This window comes from Vibrio sp. 10N.222.52.B12, from assembly GCF_002875385.1.
Lineage (GTDB): Bacteria > Pseudomonadota > Gammaproteobacteria > Enterobacterales > Vibrionaceae > Vibrio > Vibrio jasicida.
Genome location: NZ_MDAW01000100.1, coordinates 18,976 through 35,150, shown reverse-complemented (window position 1 = coordinate 35,150; position 16,175 = coordinate 18,976). Strand labels below are relative to the sequence as shown.

Annotated in this window: 16 protein-coding genes and 1 pseudogene; all 17 read left to right on the top strand. The window is 47.7% G+C overall.

The genetic code is table 11. The features are described from left to right. Complete coding sequence (gene fliM / locus BCT11_RS06750; RefSeq protein ID WP_038872083.1) at positions 1–1,047, top strand: flagellar motor switch protein FliM; 1,047 nt, start codon at positions 1–3, stop codon at positions 1,045–1,047. 97 nt (positions 1,048–1,144) lie between these two features. Beyond that, complete coding sequence (gene fliN, locus BCT11_RS06745) at positions 1,145–1,555, top strand: flagellar motor switch protein FliN (protein WP_005438697.1); 411 nt, start codon at positions 1,145–1,147, stop codon at positions 1,553–1,555. Position 1,556: 1 nt separating this feature from the next. After that, complete coding sequence (gene fliO / locus BCT11_RS06740; protein ID WP_038872081.1) at positions 1,557–1,970, top strand: flagellar biosynthetic protein FliO; 414 nt, start codon at positions 1,557–1,559, stop codon at positions 1,968–1,970. Next, a complete protein-coding gene (gene fliP, locus BCT11_RS06735; protein ID WP_038872079.1) occupies positions 1,957–2,826 on the top strand; it encodes a flagellar type III secretion system pore protein FliP in 870 nt (289 codons plus the stop codon). Before fliO ends, fliP begins: the two co-directional genes overlap by 14 nt. 28 nt (positions 2,827–2,854) lie before the next feature. Beyond that, a complete protein-coding gene (fliQ, locus tag BCT11_RS06730) occupies positions 2,855–3,124 on the top strand; it encodes a flagellar biosynthesis protein FliQ (protein ID WP_005380488.1) in 270 nt (89 codons plus the stop codon). A gap of 8 nt (positions 3,125–3,132) precedes the next feature. After that, a complete protein-coding gene (gene fliR / locus BCT11_RS06725) occupies positions 3,133–3,915 on the top strand; it encodes a flagellar biosynthetic protein FliR (RefSeq protein WP_038872076.1) in 783 nt (260 codons plus the stop codon). A gap of 9 nt (positions 3,916–3,924) precedes the next feature. After that, the gene (gene flhB, locus BCT11_RS06720) at positions 3,925–5,055 is read left to right on the top strand and encodes a flagellar biosynthesis protein FlhB (RefSeq protein ID WP_038872074.1); all 1,131 of its coding nucleotides are present in this window, start codon (positions 3,925–3,927) and stop codon (positions 5,053–5,055) included. Between the two features lie 239 nt (positions 5,056–5,294). Then, positions 5,295–7,394 (top strand): flagellar biosynthesis protein FlhA, encoded by a 2,100-nt coding sequence (flhA, locus tag BCT11_RS06715; RefSeq protein ID WP_102387703.1) that lies wholly within the window; start codon positions 5,295–5,297, stop codon positions 7,392–7,394. A 28-nt stretch (positions 7,395–7,422) separates the two neighbouring features. Then, positions 7,423–8,934, top strand: a complete 1,512-nt coding sequence (gene flhF / locus BCT11_RS06710; protein WP_038882133.1) for a flagellar biosynthesis protein FlhF — start codon at positions 7,423–7,425, stop codon at positions 8,932–8,934. 14 nt (positions 8,935–8,948) lie between these two features. Beyond that, a complete protein-coding gene (locus BCT11_RS06705) occupies positions 8,949–9,836 on the top strand; it encodes a MinD/ParA family protein (RefSeq protein WP_038882135.1) in 888 nt (295 codons plus the stop codon). After that, positions 9,829–10,563, top strand: a complete 735-nt coding sequence (locus BCT11_RS06700) for an RNA polymerase sigma factor FliA (RefSeq protein ID WP_038882136.1) — start codon at positions 9,829–9,831, stop codon at positions 10,561–10,563. The genes BCT11_RS06705 and BCT11_RS06700 overlap by 8 nt, the downstream gene beginning before the upstream one ends. A 45-nt stretch (positions 10,564–10,608) precedes the next feature. Then, positions 10,609–10,977, top strand: a complete 369-nt coding sequence (cheY, locus tag BCT11_RS06695) for a chemotaxis response regulator CheY (protein WP_017635949.1) — start codon at positions 10,609–10,611, stop codon at positions 10,975–10,977. Between the two features lie 119 nt (positions 10,978–11,096). Then, a complete protein-coding gene (locus tag BCT11_RS06690; RefSeq protein WP_038872065.1) occupies positions 11,097–11,837 on the top strand; it encodes a protein phosphatase CheZ in 741 nt (246 codons plus the stop codon). 9 nt (positions 11,838–11,846) lie between these two features. Further along, on the top strand, positions 11,847–14,102 hold the full coding sequence (locus tag BCT11_RS06685; protein ID WP_102387702.1) for a chemotaxis protein CheA: 2,256 nt from the start codon (positions 11,847–11,849) through the stop codon (positions 14,100–14,102). A 29-nt stretch (positions 14,103–14,131) separates the two neighbouring features. Beyond that, the gene (locus tag BCT11_RS06680) at positions 14,132–15,247 is read left to right on the top strand and encodes a chemotaxis response regulator protein-glutamate methylesterase (RefSeq protein ID WP_038872061.1); all 1,116 of its coding nucleotides are present in this window, start codon (positions 14,132–14,134) and stop codon (positions 15,245–15,247) included. Positions 15,248–15,255: 8 nt separating this feature from the next. Then, the gene (locus BCT11_RS06675) at positions 15,256–16,035 is read left to right on the top strand and encodes a ParA family protein (RefSeq protein WP_038872059.1); all 780 of its coding nucleotides are present in this window, start codon (positions 15,256–15,258) and stop codon (positions 16,033–16,035) included. Then, positions 16,025–16,175: pseudogene (locus BCT11_RS28335) on the top strand (chemotaxis protein CheW); the annotation flags it as partial. The gene BCT11_RS06675 and the pseudogene BCT11_RS28335, both read left to right, overlap by 11 nt.

The window sequence follows — 16,175 nt, the reverse complement described above, 5'->3', positions numbered from 1 at the left end:
GTGACCGATCTATTAAGCCAAGACGAGATTGATGCGCTCCTGCATGGGGTTGACGATGTTGATGACGTCGATGAACCCATAGATGCCGGCGACGAAAGTGCCGTCAGTTTCGATTTCTCGTCTCAAGACAGGATTGTCCGTGGTCGGATGCCGACGCTCGAACTTATCAATGAGCGCTTTGCACGACACATGCGAATCAGCCTGTTTAACATGTTGCGTAAAACCGCTGAGGTGTCGATTAACGGCGTACAGATGATGAAATTTGGTGAATACCAAAATACGCTGTACGTTCCGACCAGTTTGAATATGGTGCGTTTTCGTCCACTCAAAGGCACAGCCTTGATCACCATGGAAGCACGTTTGGTGTTTATCTTGGTTGAAAACTTCTTCGGGGGTGATGGTCGTTTCCACGCCAAAATCGAAGGCCGAGAATTCACGCCAACCGAACGTCGCATCATTCAGCTTCTGCTGAAAATTGTTTTCGAAGATTACAAAGAAGCGTGGTCGCCAGTGATGGGGGTGGAATTTGAATACCTCGATTCTGAAGTGAACCCAAGTATGGCAAACATCGTGAGTCCGACCGAAGTGATTGTCGTGAGTTCATTCCACATCGAAGTTGATGGCGGTGGCGGTGACTTCCACGTAGTGATGCCTTACTCCATGGTTGAACCAATCCGCGAACTGCTTGATGCAGGTGTGCAATCCGACAAGATGGAAACTGACGTTCGTTGGAGCTCTGCTTTGCGCGAAGAAATTATGGATTGCCCGGTTAACTTCCGTGTGAACTTGTTAGAGAAAGACATCTCTCTTCGCGATTTGATGGAACTGCAGCCGGGTGATGTTATCCCGATTGAAATGCCAGAACACGCGACTATGTTCATCGAAGATTTGCCGACTTACCGTGTGAAAATGGGGCGTTCTGACGACAAGCTTGCCGTGCAAGTTTCTGAAGAAATCGAGCGTCCACACGTAGTCAAAACCGATTTAGCCTTCTTGGGTAAAGACATCATGTCTGAACTTGAGAATGACGACGATACAAACGATTAAAAATCCTTGCTAAAACAAGCCGCCAAGATGTCTCTCTCAATGTCATTGGTGACGAGACTCAAAAAGGCGTAAGCAAGGCTTAACACAGGACAGAAAAATGGAACCAAGTGACGATCAAAAGCTAGCAGACGAATGGGCAGCCGCTCTTGGCGAAGACCCGTCTGCACCTTCAATCGATGTTGATGAGATATTGGCAGCGCCACTGGAAGAGTTAAAAGATACTTCTGCTCCAATTACGGAAGATGAGCGTCGTAAACTCGACACCATCATGGATATCCCAGTGACCATCTCGATGGAAGTGGGTCGCTCGCAAATCAGTATCCGTAACCTGCTGCAATTGAACCAAGGTTCGGTTGTGGAACTTGACCGTCTAGCTGGTGAGTCATTAGATGTATTGGTTAACGGTACTTTGATTGCTCATGGTGAAGTCGTTGTCGTCAATGACAAGTTTGGTATTCGTCTGACCGACGTGATCAGCCAAACTGAACGCATTAAAAAGCTGCGCTAATATGAGCAGTTCAATCAAAACGCGATTGAAGCAAATTACAGGAGCACTCGGCTTAATGCTGAGTGCTCCTTATGCATTTGCAGCCGCGCCAACGAGTCTAGATTTAGCAACCACGTTAGGTTCTTTAGTGCTTGTGATTGGTGTGATTTTATTACTGGCTTGGTTGCTAAAACGCATGCAAGTTCCAGCGATGGGGCAACAGAAAGGGCTGCGTATTGTCAGTCAGTTACCAGTCGGCACCAAAGAGCGCATTGCGGTTGTTCAGGTTGGTGAAGAACAGTTCTTGGTTGGCATTACAAGCCAATCTATCCAAACCTTGGCCAAGCTTGAAACGCCATTGAAAGAGGAAGCGTTGGCGACCAGCGCATTTGCTAGTCAATTTAGCCAACTGATAAAAAAACATGACAAAGGATAATTCAATCCGCCTGATGCTGAGCACCTTTATGTTGCTCATTGGCGTGCTGTTTTCTTCGCTTTCTTTTGCACAAGCAGAGGAATCATCATTGCCTGCCAATCTAGCGCAGGGCGACAGTGTGACGGTTAAGGCAATGGAGGGTGAGTCAGGCTCAAGCCGCAGTATGTCGGTGGGTAATGGTGGCGGTATTCCTGCATTTACCATGACGACCAACGCCGACGGCAGTGAAGACTATTCAGTGACGTTACAGATTCTTGCCTTAATGACCATGCTTGGCTTCTTGCCAGCGATGGTGATTTTGATGACGTCGTTTACCCGTATTGTGGTGGTGATGTCGATTCTGCGACAAGCCATGGGTCTACAACAAACGCCTTCTAACCAAGTCATCATCGGTATCGCGCTCTTCCTGACTTTCTTTATCATGTCGCCTGTTTTGAATGAGATTAACGATCAAGCGGTTCAACCTTATTTGAATGAGCAAGTGACGGCTCGTGAAGCCTTCGACGCTGCACAGGCGCCGATGAAAGCTTTTATGCTCAAACAAACTCGCATCAAAGATTTGGAAACCTTCGTGACTATGTCAGGTGAAGAAGTGACCAACCCAGAAGATGTCTCGATGGCGGTCTTGATCCCAGCTTTCATTACCTCTGAACTTAAGACGGCATTCCAGATCGGCTTTATGCTGTTCTTACCGTTTTTGATCATCGACTTGGTTGTTGCTTCTGTTTTGATGGCAATGGGTATGATGATGCTATCGCCAATGATCGTATCGCTGCCATTTAAGCTGATGCTGTTTGTACTGGTGGATGGGTGGAACTTGATATTGTCGACACTTGCCGGCAGTTTTGCCCTTTAGATTGGCCACAGAGAGAAGAGGGTAAGACATGACTCCAGAAATGTTTGTCGAGCTTTTCCGTGAGGCACTTTGGATGGTGCTGATCATGGTGTGTGCCATCATTATCCCCAGCTTGCTAATTGGCCTAGTCGTGGCGATTTTCCAAGCGGCAACCTCCATCAACGAACAGACGCTAAGTTTCTTGCCGCGTTTGATTGTCACTTTGTTGGCTCTGATGTTGTTCGGCCACTGGATGACGCAAATGCTGATGGAATACTTCTACGGCCTGATAGAACGCTTACCACAGGTGCTCTACTAGAGGCGCGTATGGAGTATCCAACTCATATCGTCCTCGACTGGATCGCAAACTACTTCTGGCCCTATACCCGTATCTCTGCCATGTTGATGGTGATGACGGTAACCGGGGCACGCTTCGTCTCGCCTCGAATTCGCTTATACCTTGGCTTAGCGATCACCTTCGCGGTTGCGCCTGCTATTCCCGCTGTGCCACAAGACATTGAATTGCTCTCTTTCCGTGGTTTCATGACCATCGCTGAGCAAATCATTATTGGCGTTGCCATGGGCATGGTGACTCAATTTATGATCCAAACCTTTGTTCTGCTTGGTCAGATCCTCGGTATGCAATCGAGCTTGGGTTTTGCCTCCATGGTTGACCCTGCGAATGGGCAGAACACGCCACTGCTTGGTCAGCTCTTTATGTTCTTGGCAACTATGTTCTTCCTTGCTACCGATGGGCACTTAAAAATGCTGCAGCTGGTAGTGTTCAGTTTTAAAACCTTGCCAATTGGTTCTGGCTCATTAGGAAGCGTCGACTTCTATGAGATGGCGAGTTGGCTAGGCATCATGTTTAAAACGGCACTGAGTATGTCTTTATCTGGCATCATCGCATTGCTTACCATCAACTTATCATTTGGTGTAATGACGCGTGCTGCACCGCAGTTGAATATTTTCTCACTCGGTTTTGCATTCGCGTTGATGGTGGGCTTGCTGCTTTGTTGGTACATTCTGGCGGGTTTATATAGCCATTATGAATTGTTCTGGGCTGTGGGTGAGGAGCAGATTTGTAACCTCATTCGCTTGAATTGCTAGGAGGCTGGATTGGCAGAGTCAGACGGTCAAGAACGCACCGAAGAAGCCACCCCCCGACGGTTACAACAAGCCAGAGAGAAGGGGCAAGTTGCTCGATCTAAAGAGCTCGCATCCGCCTCTGTGCTGATTGTGGGCGCGATCGCCTTAATGTGGTTTGGTGATGCTTTAGCACGCTCACTGTTTTCTATCATGAGCCGTTTATTTGATCTCAAGCGAGAAGAGATCTTTGATACTGCAAAGTTGTTTGATATTGCGTTTGGCGCGATGACAGATTTGCTGTTTCCACTGTTTTTGATTCTCATCACCTTGTTTGTTGCTGCCATGATTGGAGCCGCAGGGGTCGGGGGCATCAGTTTTTCTGCTGAAGCGGCAATGCCAAAACTGTCCAAAATGAACCCGCTTAGCGGTTTAAAACGTATGGTTGGTATGCAGAGTTGGGTGGAGCTTATCAAGTCCATCCTGAAAGTCGCATTGGTTACGGGGATGGCAATATACCTCATTCAAGCCTCACAAGCGGACTTGATTCAACTCAGTATGGATGTGTATCCGCAAAACATCTTCCATGCTTTGGATATCCTACTCAACTTCATTTTGCTTATCAGTTGTTCGTTGTTAATTGTGGTCGCGATCGATATTCCCTTTCAGATCTGGCAGCATGCCGATCAACTTAAGATGACCAAACAAGAGATTAAAGACGAATACAAAGAGACCGAAGGCAAGCCAGAGGTAAAAGGGCGTATTCGCATGTTGCAAAGGGAAGCCGCACAGCGTCGAATGATGGCGGATGTCCCGCAAGCGGACGTTATCATTACCAACCCTGAGCACTTTTCGGTAGCACTGCGCTATAAGCAGAAAACGGACCGTGCGCCTGTGGTGATTGCCAAAGGTACTGACCACATGGCGATGAAAATCCGAGAAGTGGCGCGTGAACATGACATTACCATTGTACCCGCTCCACCACTGGCGCGTGCGCTTTATCACACCACCGAATTAGAACAAGAAATACCCGACGGACTGTTTACTGCCGTTGCACAAGTTCTCGCATTTGTGTTCCAGCTTAAGCAATATCGCAAACGTGGCGGTCAGCGACCTAAGATCCAAGATTACGATTTGCCAATCCCACCGGAACATCGCCACTAATGAAAATAATTGCATGGGCGAAGTAGACAAAAATTCGCATTAGATCAAAGGATTGTGATTTCTTTGAGCGATTAGTCATTATTTTGGCGTTAATCATGGTACACACATTGCTTATAACGCGTTAATCAACAACAATACCTAAACTTTTAGGCGAAAGCCGTCGCGTAGTACTCATTATAAGCGTTTAATTACTGCTTTCAGTTACGTGATGCTCCAGACCGATTGAGACACCTCGCAGTATGAAGTTAAGCCTGCCATTTGCAGATAAATTGCCAAAGATCCCACAGCGTTCCATGCCTGCCATTGGTGCGCCTGTTATGGTACTGGCCACCCTTGCGATGGTGGTTTTGCCTATTCCTGCGTTCCTGCTGGATTTATTCTTCACCTTTAATATCGCCTTAGCCATGGTGGTGTTGTTAGTGACCGTTTACACACGTCGTCCACTCGACTTTGCTGCATTCCCAACTGTACTGCTTATTGCAACCTTATTGCGCCTTGCATTGAACGTGGCGTCTACGCGTGTGGTACTTCTTTACGGTCATGAAGGGGGCAACGCCGCTGGTAACGTAATCGAAGCCTTTGGTAACGTTGTGATTGGCGGTAACTACGCCGTGGGTTTGGTCGTGTTCCTAATCTTGATGATCATTAACTTTATGGTGGTCACCAAAGGTGCGGGTCGTATTTCTGAGGTAAGTGCTCGCTTCACACTGGATGCCTTACCGGGTAAGCAGATGGCGATCGATGCAGACTTGAACGCCGGTTTGATTGACCAAGACCAAGCACGCATACGCCGTTTTGAAGTGACCAAAGAAGCCGACTTCTACGGTTCAATGGATGGTGCGTCTAAGTTTGTTAAAGGCGATGCGATTGCCGGTATCTTAATCCTGTTCATCAATATCATCGGCGGTTTGTCGATTGGTATGGCACAGTATGGTTTGGGCTTCTCTGAAGCGATGCAAATCTACACGCTCCTGACCATTGGTGACGGCCTGGTGGCACAAATTCCATCGTTGCTACTGTCTATCGCTGCAGCGATGATGGTAACGCGTCAAAATACTGATGAAGACATGGGTGAACAGCTGATTTTCCAGATGTTCGACAACCCGAAAGCCCTCATGATCACCGCTGCCATTCTTGGTGTGATGGGTATCGTGCCGGGTATGCCACATTTCTCGTTCTTGTCATTAGCCGCTGTTGCTGGTGGTGCTGCTTACTGGCTTGATAAGAAGCAAAAACAAAAAGCCAAAGAACCGGCCTTACCCGCCAAAGCGGAAGATGGCAGCGAACCCATTTCTCAACGCGAATTGTCATGGGATGATGTACAACCAGTCGATATCATCGGTCTGGAAGTGGGCTACCGTTTGATCCCATTGGTGGACCGAGACCAAGGTGGCGAACTGCTTGAACGTGTGAAAGGCGTGCGTAAAAAGCTCTCTCAAGACTTCGGTTTCCTTATTCCTGCGGTTCATATTCGCGACAACCTAGAACTGACCCCAAACAGCTATCGTATTACCTTGATGGGCGTTGCTGTTGGTGAGGCCGAGATTCGTCCCGACCAAGAACTAGCTATTAACCCTGGTCAGGTTTACGGCATGATTGAAGGTGAACTAACCATGGACCCAGCGTTTGGTCTTGAAGCGGTTTGGATTCGTGAAGAGCAACGTGAACATGCACAAGCTCTTGGTTATACCGTTGTTGATTCTTCAACTGTATTGGCGACGCACCTAAGTCAACTACTCACCAACAACGCATCACAGCTGATTGGTCATGAAGAAGTACAGAACCTATTGGAAATGCTTGGTCGTAGCGCACCTAAGTTGGTGGAGAACTTCGTCCCTGATCAACTGCAATTAGGTGTGGTGGTCAAAGTGCTACAAAACCTACTTAACGAAGCCATCCCTATTCGCGATATCAGAACCATAGTGCAGACCTTGGCCGAGTACTCGAGTAAGAGTCAAGAACCTGACATTTTAACGGCAGCGGTGCGCATTAGCTTGAAGCGACTAATTGTTCAGGAAATCAATGGTATAGAACCAGAGTTGCCGGTGATAACACTCATTCCTGAACTGGAACAAATATTGCATCAAACCATGCAGGCATCAGGGGGCGAATCTGCGGGCATAGAACCGGGGTTAGCCGAGCGACTTCAGTCCTCCTTGAGCCAAGCGACACAAGAGCAAGAACTGAAAGGTGAGCCTGCGGTTCTGCTGACGTCTGGCGTATTGCGTTCCACACTGGCGAAGTTTGTTAAGAACACAATACCTAACCTCCGCGTACTGTCTTACCAAGAAATACCGGACGAGAAACAGATCAGAATTGTGCAAGCCGTGGGTAACTGATCCCGCGCATCATTAATGGATTCATAGTTTGAAGATTAAACGATTTTTTGCCAAAGACATGCGAACGGCGCTGCTCCAAGTGAAAGAAGAACTTGGTGCAGAAGCGGTGATCATGTCGAATAAGAAAGTGGCGGGCGGTGTTGAGATCGTTGCGGCAATAGATGGTGAGTCGAATGCGGCACCGTCTTCGCAAGCGCAGTCGCTTCCTAATCGCAGCGCAGCTCAATCGAATCGTTATAGCGAACCTCGTCAAATGTCATCATCTGCGTCTGAGCGTTATCAAGATCGCCGTTTAGATGAAGACAGAATCAGCCTAAACGCGAACAATGAAAAATCAGGCTCGATGACAAAACGTTTCGCGAACATGCTCAAGCAATACAGTGGCGGTGCCGCTGAGTCAGATGACCACGTAGCGGAAAATGAAGATTCGCTATCGGCATTGTTGCAACGCCAAAATAAGCATCGTGAAAGCTATAACCAAGAAAAGCCAGCGCCTTACCAACCAGACTCGCCCTTGGCGAAGTTGATTGCTCAAGACAGCCGTTTTGAGCGTCCGACGCCAAAGTTGGACCCAACCCGCTACGATCGCCGCCGTCCTTCGGATGAGCGTGAAGACGCAGCGGATGAGCTGGAGAACATGCGAGAAGAGATGACATCAATTCGTCGTCTGCTTGAGCACCAAGTCTCTGGTTTGATGTGGCAAGAAGTTGAGCGCCGTGAGCCTCTAAGAGCCATGCTGATCAAACGTTTAGAGCGAATGGGTGTGTCCCCGGAGCTTGCGGATCAAATGGCATGCTATATCCCAGAAGACACTAAACCAGCGCGAGCGTGGAAAGCACTGCTTTCTCTTGTTGCAGATCAAATCACGATTCCAAAACAAGATATTTTAAAGCGTGGTGGCGTGGTGGCACTGCTTGGCCCGACAGGAGTGGGTAAAACCACGACCGTTGCGAAGCTGGCAGCACGTGCGGCGATGGAGTTTGGTGCCGATAACGTAGCCCTTGTGACAACAGATACATATCGCATAGGTGCACATGAGCAGCTCTCAATTTACGGAAGAATTATGGGTTGTCCCGTAAGAGTTGCTAAAGATTCTAACGAGTTAGCCGATGTTATATATCAGCTACGAAACAGAAGACTGATTTTGGTCGATACGGCAGGGATGGGGCAGCGAGATGTAAGGCTCTCTGAACAGCTTGATACCCTGATGCAAGAGAGTGGTGAAGTGATTCACAGCTACCTTGTTTTGCCAGCTACCGCTCAACGTCGAGTTTTGCAAGAAACACTGGATCATTTCCGACGCATTCCGCTGTCGGGCTGTATTTTGACTAAGCTTGATGAATCATTGAGCTTGGGTGAATTTATCAGCGTCGTGATTCAGAATGCAATGCCAGTGGCATACATCGCCAATGGTCAGCGCGTGCCAGAAGACATTGTGATAGCACAACCAAAATACATGATTGCGAAAGCAAATGAACTGTTAGAGAAGTCGACAGAGAACGAACCTCACTTTTGGAACAGTGACAGCGAAGGACTCTAGGGCGGCGGACTACTATGACTGAGAATATGATACACGATCAAGCAAGCGGCCTCCGTCGCTTAACACAACCATCATTGACTAAAGTAATTGCTGTTACTGGCGGCAAAGGTGGTGTGGGTAAATCAAACGTAACACTGGGTCTGGCGATCTGTATGGCTCGCCAAGGCAAGAAGGTGATGGTTCTCGATGCTGACCTAGGTCTAGCCAATGTTGACGTTATGCTCGGAATCCGTTCAAAACGTAACCTTGGGCATGTCCTTGCGGGTGAATGTGAGCTAAAAGATGCGATTGTTGAAGGCCCTTATGGTATAAAGATAGTCCCTGCAACTTCTGGCACACAAAGCATGACCGAGCTATCTCCTGCTCAACATGCTGGACTCATCCGTGCATTTGGTAGTCTTGAAGAAGAAATGGACGTACTGCTGATTGATACAGCAGCGGGCATTTCTGACATGGTGATTAGTTTTTCACGAGCAGCTCAAGATGTTGTGGTTGTTGTCTGCGACGAGCCGACTTCTATCACAGATGCCTACGCATTAATCAAGTTGTTGAGTAAAGAACATCAGGTCCAACGCTTCAAAGTTGTTGCAAATATGGTCAGAAGCTACCGTGAAGGCAGAGAATTATTCGCAAAGTTGACGCTAGTCACAGAGCGCTTCTTGAATGTCAGCCTTGAACTCGTAGCATGTATTCCATTGGATGACAAAGTTCGACAAGCCGTTAAACGACAAAAGATCGTTGTGGATGCATTCCCTCGTTCTCCAGCGGCTTTAGCAATCAGCTCATTAGCGAACAAAGCACTAACGTGGCCACTGCCGAAAACACCAAGTGGACACCTAGAGTTCTTTGTTGAAAGGTTGCTAAATCGTACTGAATTCACAGAGGACCCTTTTGGTGAATAAAGCGATTACCTACGACCAACATGGCAAGTTTAATAGCCAGCAGGCGTTCATTGAACGTTATTCTGTGTTGGTCAAGCGTATTGCTCATCACCTGTTAGGCCGTTTACCGCCGAGTGTTCAGGTAGAGGATTTAATTCAGGCCGGCATGATCGGTCTTATCGAAGCTCAGCAGAATTATGATGGTTCTAAAGGTGCGAGCTTTGAAACTTATGCAGGTATCCGTATTCGCGGTGCAATGTTAGATGACATTCGCAAAGGCGATTGGGTACCTCGTTCTGTTCATAAAAATAATCGTGAAATTAACCAAGCGGTAGCGGAGCTGGAAGGCATCTTAAATCGCGACCCGTCTGACTCTGAAGTCGCAGCGCATCTTGGTATGACACTAGATCAATACCACAGTGCGTTGACCGACATAAATTGTTCAAGGTTAGTGGGTATCGAAGATTTAGGTGTTTCTGATGACGTGATTTCACCAGCGGACGAAACCGATGACAGCAACCCATTTAAGGGCGTAGCTGATGAATCGTTTCGAAAAGCACTGGTTGAATCAATAAAACAGCTTCCGGAGCGTGAAGCTTTGGTACTTTCGCTTTATTATGACGAAGAACTCAATTTGAAAGAGATTGGCGATGTGTTGGGCGTAAGCGAATCTCGCGTAAGCCAAATACTGAGTCAAGCGATGCAACGTTTACGCACCAAGCTCAGTGCGTGGACACAAAATGACTAAACACACTGATTTTACGATTCAGTGGAGGCAATTTTGAATAAAAACATGAAGATCCTTATTGTTGACGATTTCTCAACAATGCGCCGTATTGTTAAAAACCTGCTTCGTGACTTGGGTTTCAATAACACTCAAGAAGCGGACGACGGTTTAACTGCATTACCAATGCTGAAAAAAGGTGACTTCGATTTTGTTGTAACTGACTGGAATATGCCAGGTATGCAAGGCATCGACTTGCTTAAACACATCCGTGCAGATGCAGAATTAAAGCACCTTCCTGTTCTTATGATCACAGCAGAAGCTAAACGTGAGCAGATCATTGAAGCAGCACAAGCAGGCGTTAACGGCTATATCGTTAAGCCATTTACCGCTGCAACACTAAAAGAAAAATTAGATAAAATTTTCGAACGTTTATAACTCTCTCTTTTTCTTTGTTACTCGAGTCATCACTCCTAATACCTAATACAAAAGGGTGGCTCGGTTGACGCTCAAAAAAGCAAAAGAAAGCACTAAACGTAAAAAAGGGTCTATTCAGGATGATCTCACTAGAGCAGGCGAAGTCGCTCGTTCAGATGCTAGAAAACGGGGAACAGGACCAAGCTAACACGCTTGTTGCCTCGATATATGAAGGCGACGGGAATCCGATGCTTAAAGAAATCGGAACATTAACCCGTGACCTTCATGATTCACTTAAGCAGTTCAACCTCGATCAGCGCATGACAGAAATTGCAAAAGCCGAGATACCGGATGCAAGAGACCGTCTGCAATATGTGATTGATAAAACTGAACTGGCAGCAAACAAAACGATGGATGCGGTTGAGTGCTGTTTACCTATCGCTGATAACCTGCATGAGTGCCTTCAACAAGTTCGACCTCAGTGGAACGAACTCATGCACGGACGCATTGAATTAAGCGATTTCAAAACACTTTGTCACCGTATCGATGAACTATTAGTTCAAGTCGAAGGTGACAGTACTGAGTTGCGCGGTCAACTGACCGAAATTCTTATGGCACAGGACTTCCAAGACTTAACGGGTCAAATTATTCGCCGTGTGATCACGCTTTCTAATGAAGTGGAAGATCGCTTGGTTGAGATCTTGACCGTCTTTTCTGCAAATAAACCAGAAGAACAGACTCAAGTTTTGCCAGAACCGTCAGATAAAAAGATTAAACAATCAAGCGAAGCTGAAGGCCCTATTCTGAATCCGGAACTTAGGGAAGATGCGGTTTCATCGCAGGACGAAGTCGACGATTTGTTGTCCAGTCTTGGATTTTAAAGGTAACGTATGAGCTACGATTTAGACGAAGATATTCTTCAGGACTTTCTCATTGAGGCTGGAGAAATCCTAGAGCTGCTGTCTGAGCAGCTGGTTGAACTGGAAAATAACCCAGAAGACAAAGATCTCCTAAACGCGATTTTCCGCGGCTTCCACACCGTAAAAGGTGGTGCTGGTTTCCTATCATTAGCAGAGCTGGTTGACACTTGTCACGGTGCTGAGAACGTGTTTGACGTGTTAAGAAACGGTCAGCGTTCTGTATCGCCAAGCTTGATGGACACCATGTTAAAAGCGCTGGATACAGTCAATACGCAATTCCAAGCGGTGCAAGATCGTGAGCCACTAGATGCGGCAGATCCAGCATTGTTGGAAGAGCTTCACCGTTTGTGCAAGCCAGAGTCAGAAGACGAGGTTGTTACGGTCGCAGAAGCACCAGTTGCAACGCCAGAGATTCCTGAACCTGCTATCGAGCAGCCTGCTGCGCCAGTAGAAGCAAGCACAGCTCCAGTGAGTGTTGGGTCCGTGGATGAAATTACTCAAGACGAGTTCGAGAAACTGCTTGATGAACTGCACGGCAAAGGCTCAGCACCTAGTGCATTAACGCCTGTACCGGCTGCTCCTGCAACGCCTACTCAAGCGAATGCTCTGGCAACCGATAGCGGTGATATTACTGACGATGAGTTCGAGAGGTTACTCGACGAGCTACATGGTGTTGGTAAGAGCCCATCTGCTTCTGAAATTGCTCCAGTTGAGCCGCCAAAAGCGGCAGAACCTGCTGCGCCAGCCGGCTCTGCATTTTCGAACGACAGCGATTTGATGACGGATGAAGAGTTTGAAAAACTCCTCGACGAATTGCATGGTTCAGGCAAAGGTCCTTCTCTTGAAGAGCTCGATTTTGCAACTAAGCCTGCATCAGCAAACGTTGTTCCAGAAGCGCCAAAAGCGGAACCCGCTCCAGCTCCTCAACCAGTTTCAGTAGCGGCTGCGCCTTCTCCTGCACCTGCTTCTGCTTCTGCTCCTAAGCCAGAAGCAAAACCGGTTGCGGTAAAAGAAGAATCGAAAGCGCCAGCGGTTAAGAAGCCACAAGCAGAAGCGACAGTACGTGTTGATACTTCGACGCTAGACACCATCATGAACATGGTTGGTGAGCTTGTATTGGTGCGTAACCGTCTACTAAGCCTGGGTTTGAACAGCAACGACGAAGAAATGTCGAAAGCGGTAGCAAACCTAGACGTCGTGACTGCAGACCTTCAAGGTGCAGTGATGAAAACGCGCATGCAGCCAATCAAGAAAGTATTTGGCCGTTTCCCACGCGTTGTTCGCGACTTGGCGCGTAACCTAAATAAAGACATCGTGCTTGAAATGCGCGGTGAAGAAACCGACCTAGATAAAAACCTAGTAGAGGCGCTAGCGGATCCATTGATCCACTTGGTGCGTAACTCGGTTGACCACGGCATTGAAATGCCAGACGACCGCGCGAAAGCAGGTAAATCTCGTACTGGTAAAGTTATCCTATCTGCGTCACAAGAAGGCGATCATATCGAACTGGCTATCGTTGATGATGGTGGTGGTATGGATCCGAACAAACTTCGTGGTATCGCCGTGAAACGCGGTATGATGGACGAAGATGCGGCTGCGCGCCTGTCTGACAAAGAGTGTTTCAATTTGATCTTTGCTCCTGGTTTCTCAAGCAAAGATAAGATTTCTGATATCTCAGGTCGTGGTGTTGGTATGGACGTGGTAAAAACCGCGATCAATACACTAAACGGCTCTATCGATATTGACTCTGAATTAGGTAAGGGTACGAAGATTACGATCAAAGTACCGCTTACATTGGCAATTCTACCGACGCTAATGGTTGGCGTTGGCGGCCACCCATTTGCACTACCTTTGGCTTCTGTTAACGAGATCTTCCACTTAGATCTTAGCCGCACGAATGTGGTAGATGGCCAGCTGACTATCATCGTACGTGATAAATCTATTCCACTGTTTTACTTGCAGAACTGGTTGGCTTCTAAGTCTCCACGAGTACAAGAGCGTACGGGGCACGGTCATGTTGTTATCGTACAGATCGGCAGCCAACGTGTTGGTTTCGTGGTGGATACGCTTATCGGCCAAGAAGAAGTGGTTATCAAGCCATTAGATAATCTATTGCAAGGCACGCCAGGTATGGCAGGTGCGACTATCACGAGTGATGGCCACATCGCATTGATTCTTGATGTGCCAGACCTACTTAAGCAATATGCTGCGGCTTCACGCATTTAAGCGAAGCTGGGGTTTATAAAAGGAATAAAATGGCGATTAAAGTACTAGTCGTTGATGATTCGAGTTTTTTCCGTCGTCGCGTAAGCGAAATCATCAACTCAGAATCGCGCCTAGAAGTGATTGACGTTGCGGTTAACGGCAGAGAAGCGGTAGAAAAAGCCAAATCTCTCAAACCTGACGTCATCACGATGGATATTGAAATGCCAGTCATGGACGGTATTACTGCCGTTCGTGAAATCATGGCTGCGTCTCCTACGCCAATCCTGATGTTTTCGTCTCTGACGCATGATGGGGCGAGAGCGACACTTGATGCACTAGACGCTGGTGCGTTGGATTTCTTACCGAAGAAATTCGAAGACATCGCACGTAATCGCGATGAAGCGGTATCGCTGCTCCAACAACGAGTGATCCAAATTGCTTCCAAGCGTGCGTTTATGCGCCGTCCTATTGCGAAACCAGCGGCGACAACGGCTAATTCGACAACACGTCCTTTAGCATCTCGTTCAGCTACGCCAATGGCATCTGCACCAAGTCGCTCTATGGCTGCGAAATTCCGCGCGTCTGGTAAGAAGTATCAGTTAACGGCTATTGGAACTTCAACCGGTGGTCCTGTTGCGCTGCAAAAAATTCTAACTCGCTTACCTGTAAACTATCCGCACCCAATCGTGCTTATTCAACATATGCCAGCGACTTTTACCGCGGCGTTTGCGAGTCGTCTAAACACGCTATGCAAAATCCAAGTGAAAGAAGCGCAAGATGGTGATGTGTTGCAAGCTGGCGTTGCTTATCTTGCCCCAGGCGGCAAACAGATGATGGTTGATGGTCGTGCTGGTGCTGCTCGTCTTCGTATTATTGATGGCGGCGACCGTATGAACTACAAACCTTGTGTTGACGTAACGTTTGGCTCGGCGGCAAAAGTCTACGGCGACAAAGTCTTGTCGATGGTACTGACTGGCATGGGTGCTGATGGTCGTGAAGGTGCGCGTATGCTGAAATCGGCTGGCTCAACTATTTGGGCTCAAGACGAAGAAAGCTGCGTCGTCTACGGCATGCCTCAAGCGGTTGCGAAAGCGGGTATATCCACTGAAGATTTACCTCTCGACCGTATTGCTGAGCGCATGCTGGTCGAAGTCGGCTTAGCGTAGGAAAAATCATGATCGTTTGGAGTGTAGCAAACCAAAAAGGTGGGGTAGGCAAAACGACATCAACAGTGACGTTAGCAGGCCTATTAAGCCAAAAAGGCCATCGTGTCTTAATGGTGGATACGGACCCACATGCGTCACTGACCACGTACCTTGGTTATGATCCTGATGCTGTGACGTCGAGCTTGTTCGACCTTTTTCAGCTCAAGACGTTTACTCGTGAGACGGTAAAACCGTTGATCGTAGAAACGGATCTTGACGGCATGGACATTATCCCTGCGCACATGTCATTAGCCACGCTCGACCGTGTAATGGGCAACCGCAGCGGAATGGGGTTGATCTTAAAGCGAGCTCTACAAGCCGTTGCTCAAGATTATGATTATGTGCTGATCGACTGTCCGCCAATTCTTGGTGTGATGATGGTGAACGCACTAGCAGCGAGTGATCGCATTTTAATTCCGGTACAGACTGAATTTTTGGCCATGAAAGGTTTAGAGCGCATGATTCGCACGTTAACCATCATGCAAAAGTCTCGTCCGGGCGGGTTCAAAGTGACTATCGTGCCGACTATGTACGATAAGCGCACGAAAGCTTCGTTGCAGACGTTAACACAGCTGAAAAAGGATTATCCGAATCAGGTGTGGACCTCAGCGGTACCGATTGACACGAAATTCCGTGATGCAAGCTTGAAGCACCTGCCAGCATCGCATTTTGCTTCTGGTAGCCGTGGCGTGTTTGCATACAAGCAACTGCTAATTTACTTGGAGAGGCTAGCGTTCGATGAGCAATAACGACGTACTTTCCAGTGAACAAGCACTTGATGATTACTTCAGTGCTTTGCTTGGCGAAGAGGTCGAAGTTATTGAGCAAGAAGAAGCACTTGACTTGCTCGCTCAAGAACTATCATCTGCAGAGCCAGAGCCAGAGCCAG

Bases quoted from the DNA above. Each gene is read 5' to 3' on its own strand.
- fliO (WP_038872081.1), top strand. From the start codon at position 1,557: ATGAGCAGTTCAATCAAAACGCGATTGAAGCAAATTACAGGAGCACTC.
- BCT11_RS06690 (WP_038872065.1), top strand. From the start codon at position 11,097: ATGATCTCACTAGAGCAGGCGAAGTCGCTCGTTCAGATGCTAGAAAAC.
- BCT11_RS06680 (WP_038872061.1), top strand. From the start codon at position 14,132: ATGGCGATTAAAGTACTAGTCGTTGATGATTCGAGTTTTTTCCGTCGT.
- BCT11_RS06685 (WP_102387702.1), top strand. From the start codon at position 11,847: ATGAGCTACGATTTAGACGAAGATATTCTTCAGGACTTTCTCATTGAG.
- BCT11_RS06705 (WP_038882135.1), top strand. From the start codon at position 8,949: ATGACTGAGAATATGATACACGATCAAGCAAGCGGCCTCCGTCGCTTA.
- flhA (WP_102387703.1), top strand. From the start codon at position 5,295: ATGAAGTTAAGCCTGCCATTTGCAGATAAATTGCCAAAGATCCCACAG.
- BCT11_RS06675 (WP_038872059.1), top strand. From the start codon at position 15,256: ATGATCGTTTGGAGTGTAGCAAACCAAAAAGGTGGGGTAGGCAAAACG.
- fliQ (WP_005380488.1), top strand. From the start codon at position 2,855: ATGACTCCAGAAATGTTTGTCGAGCTTTTCCGTGAGGCACTTTGGATG.
- cheY (WP_017635949.1), top strand. From the start codon at position 10,609: ATGAAGATCCTTATTGTTGACGATTTCTCAACAATGCGCCGTATTGTT.
- fliN (WP_005438697.1), top strand. From the start codon at position 1,145: ATGGAACCAAGTGACGATCAAAAGCTAGCAGACGAATGGGCAGCCGCT.
- fliP (WP_038872079.1), top strand. From the start codon at position 1,957: ATGACAAAGGATAATTCAATCCGCCTGATGCTGAGCACCTTTATGTTG.
- fliR (WP_038872076.1), top strand. From the start codon at position 3,133: ATGGAGTATCCAACTCATATCGTCCTCGACTGGATCGCAAACTACTTC.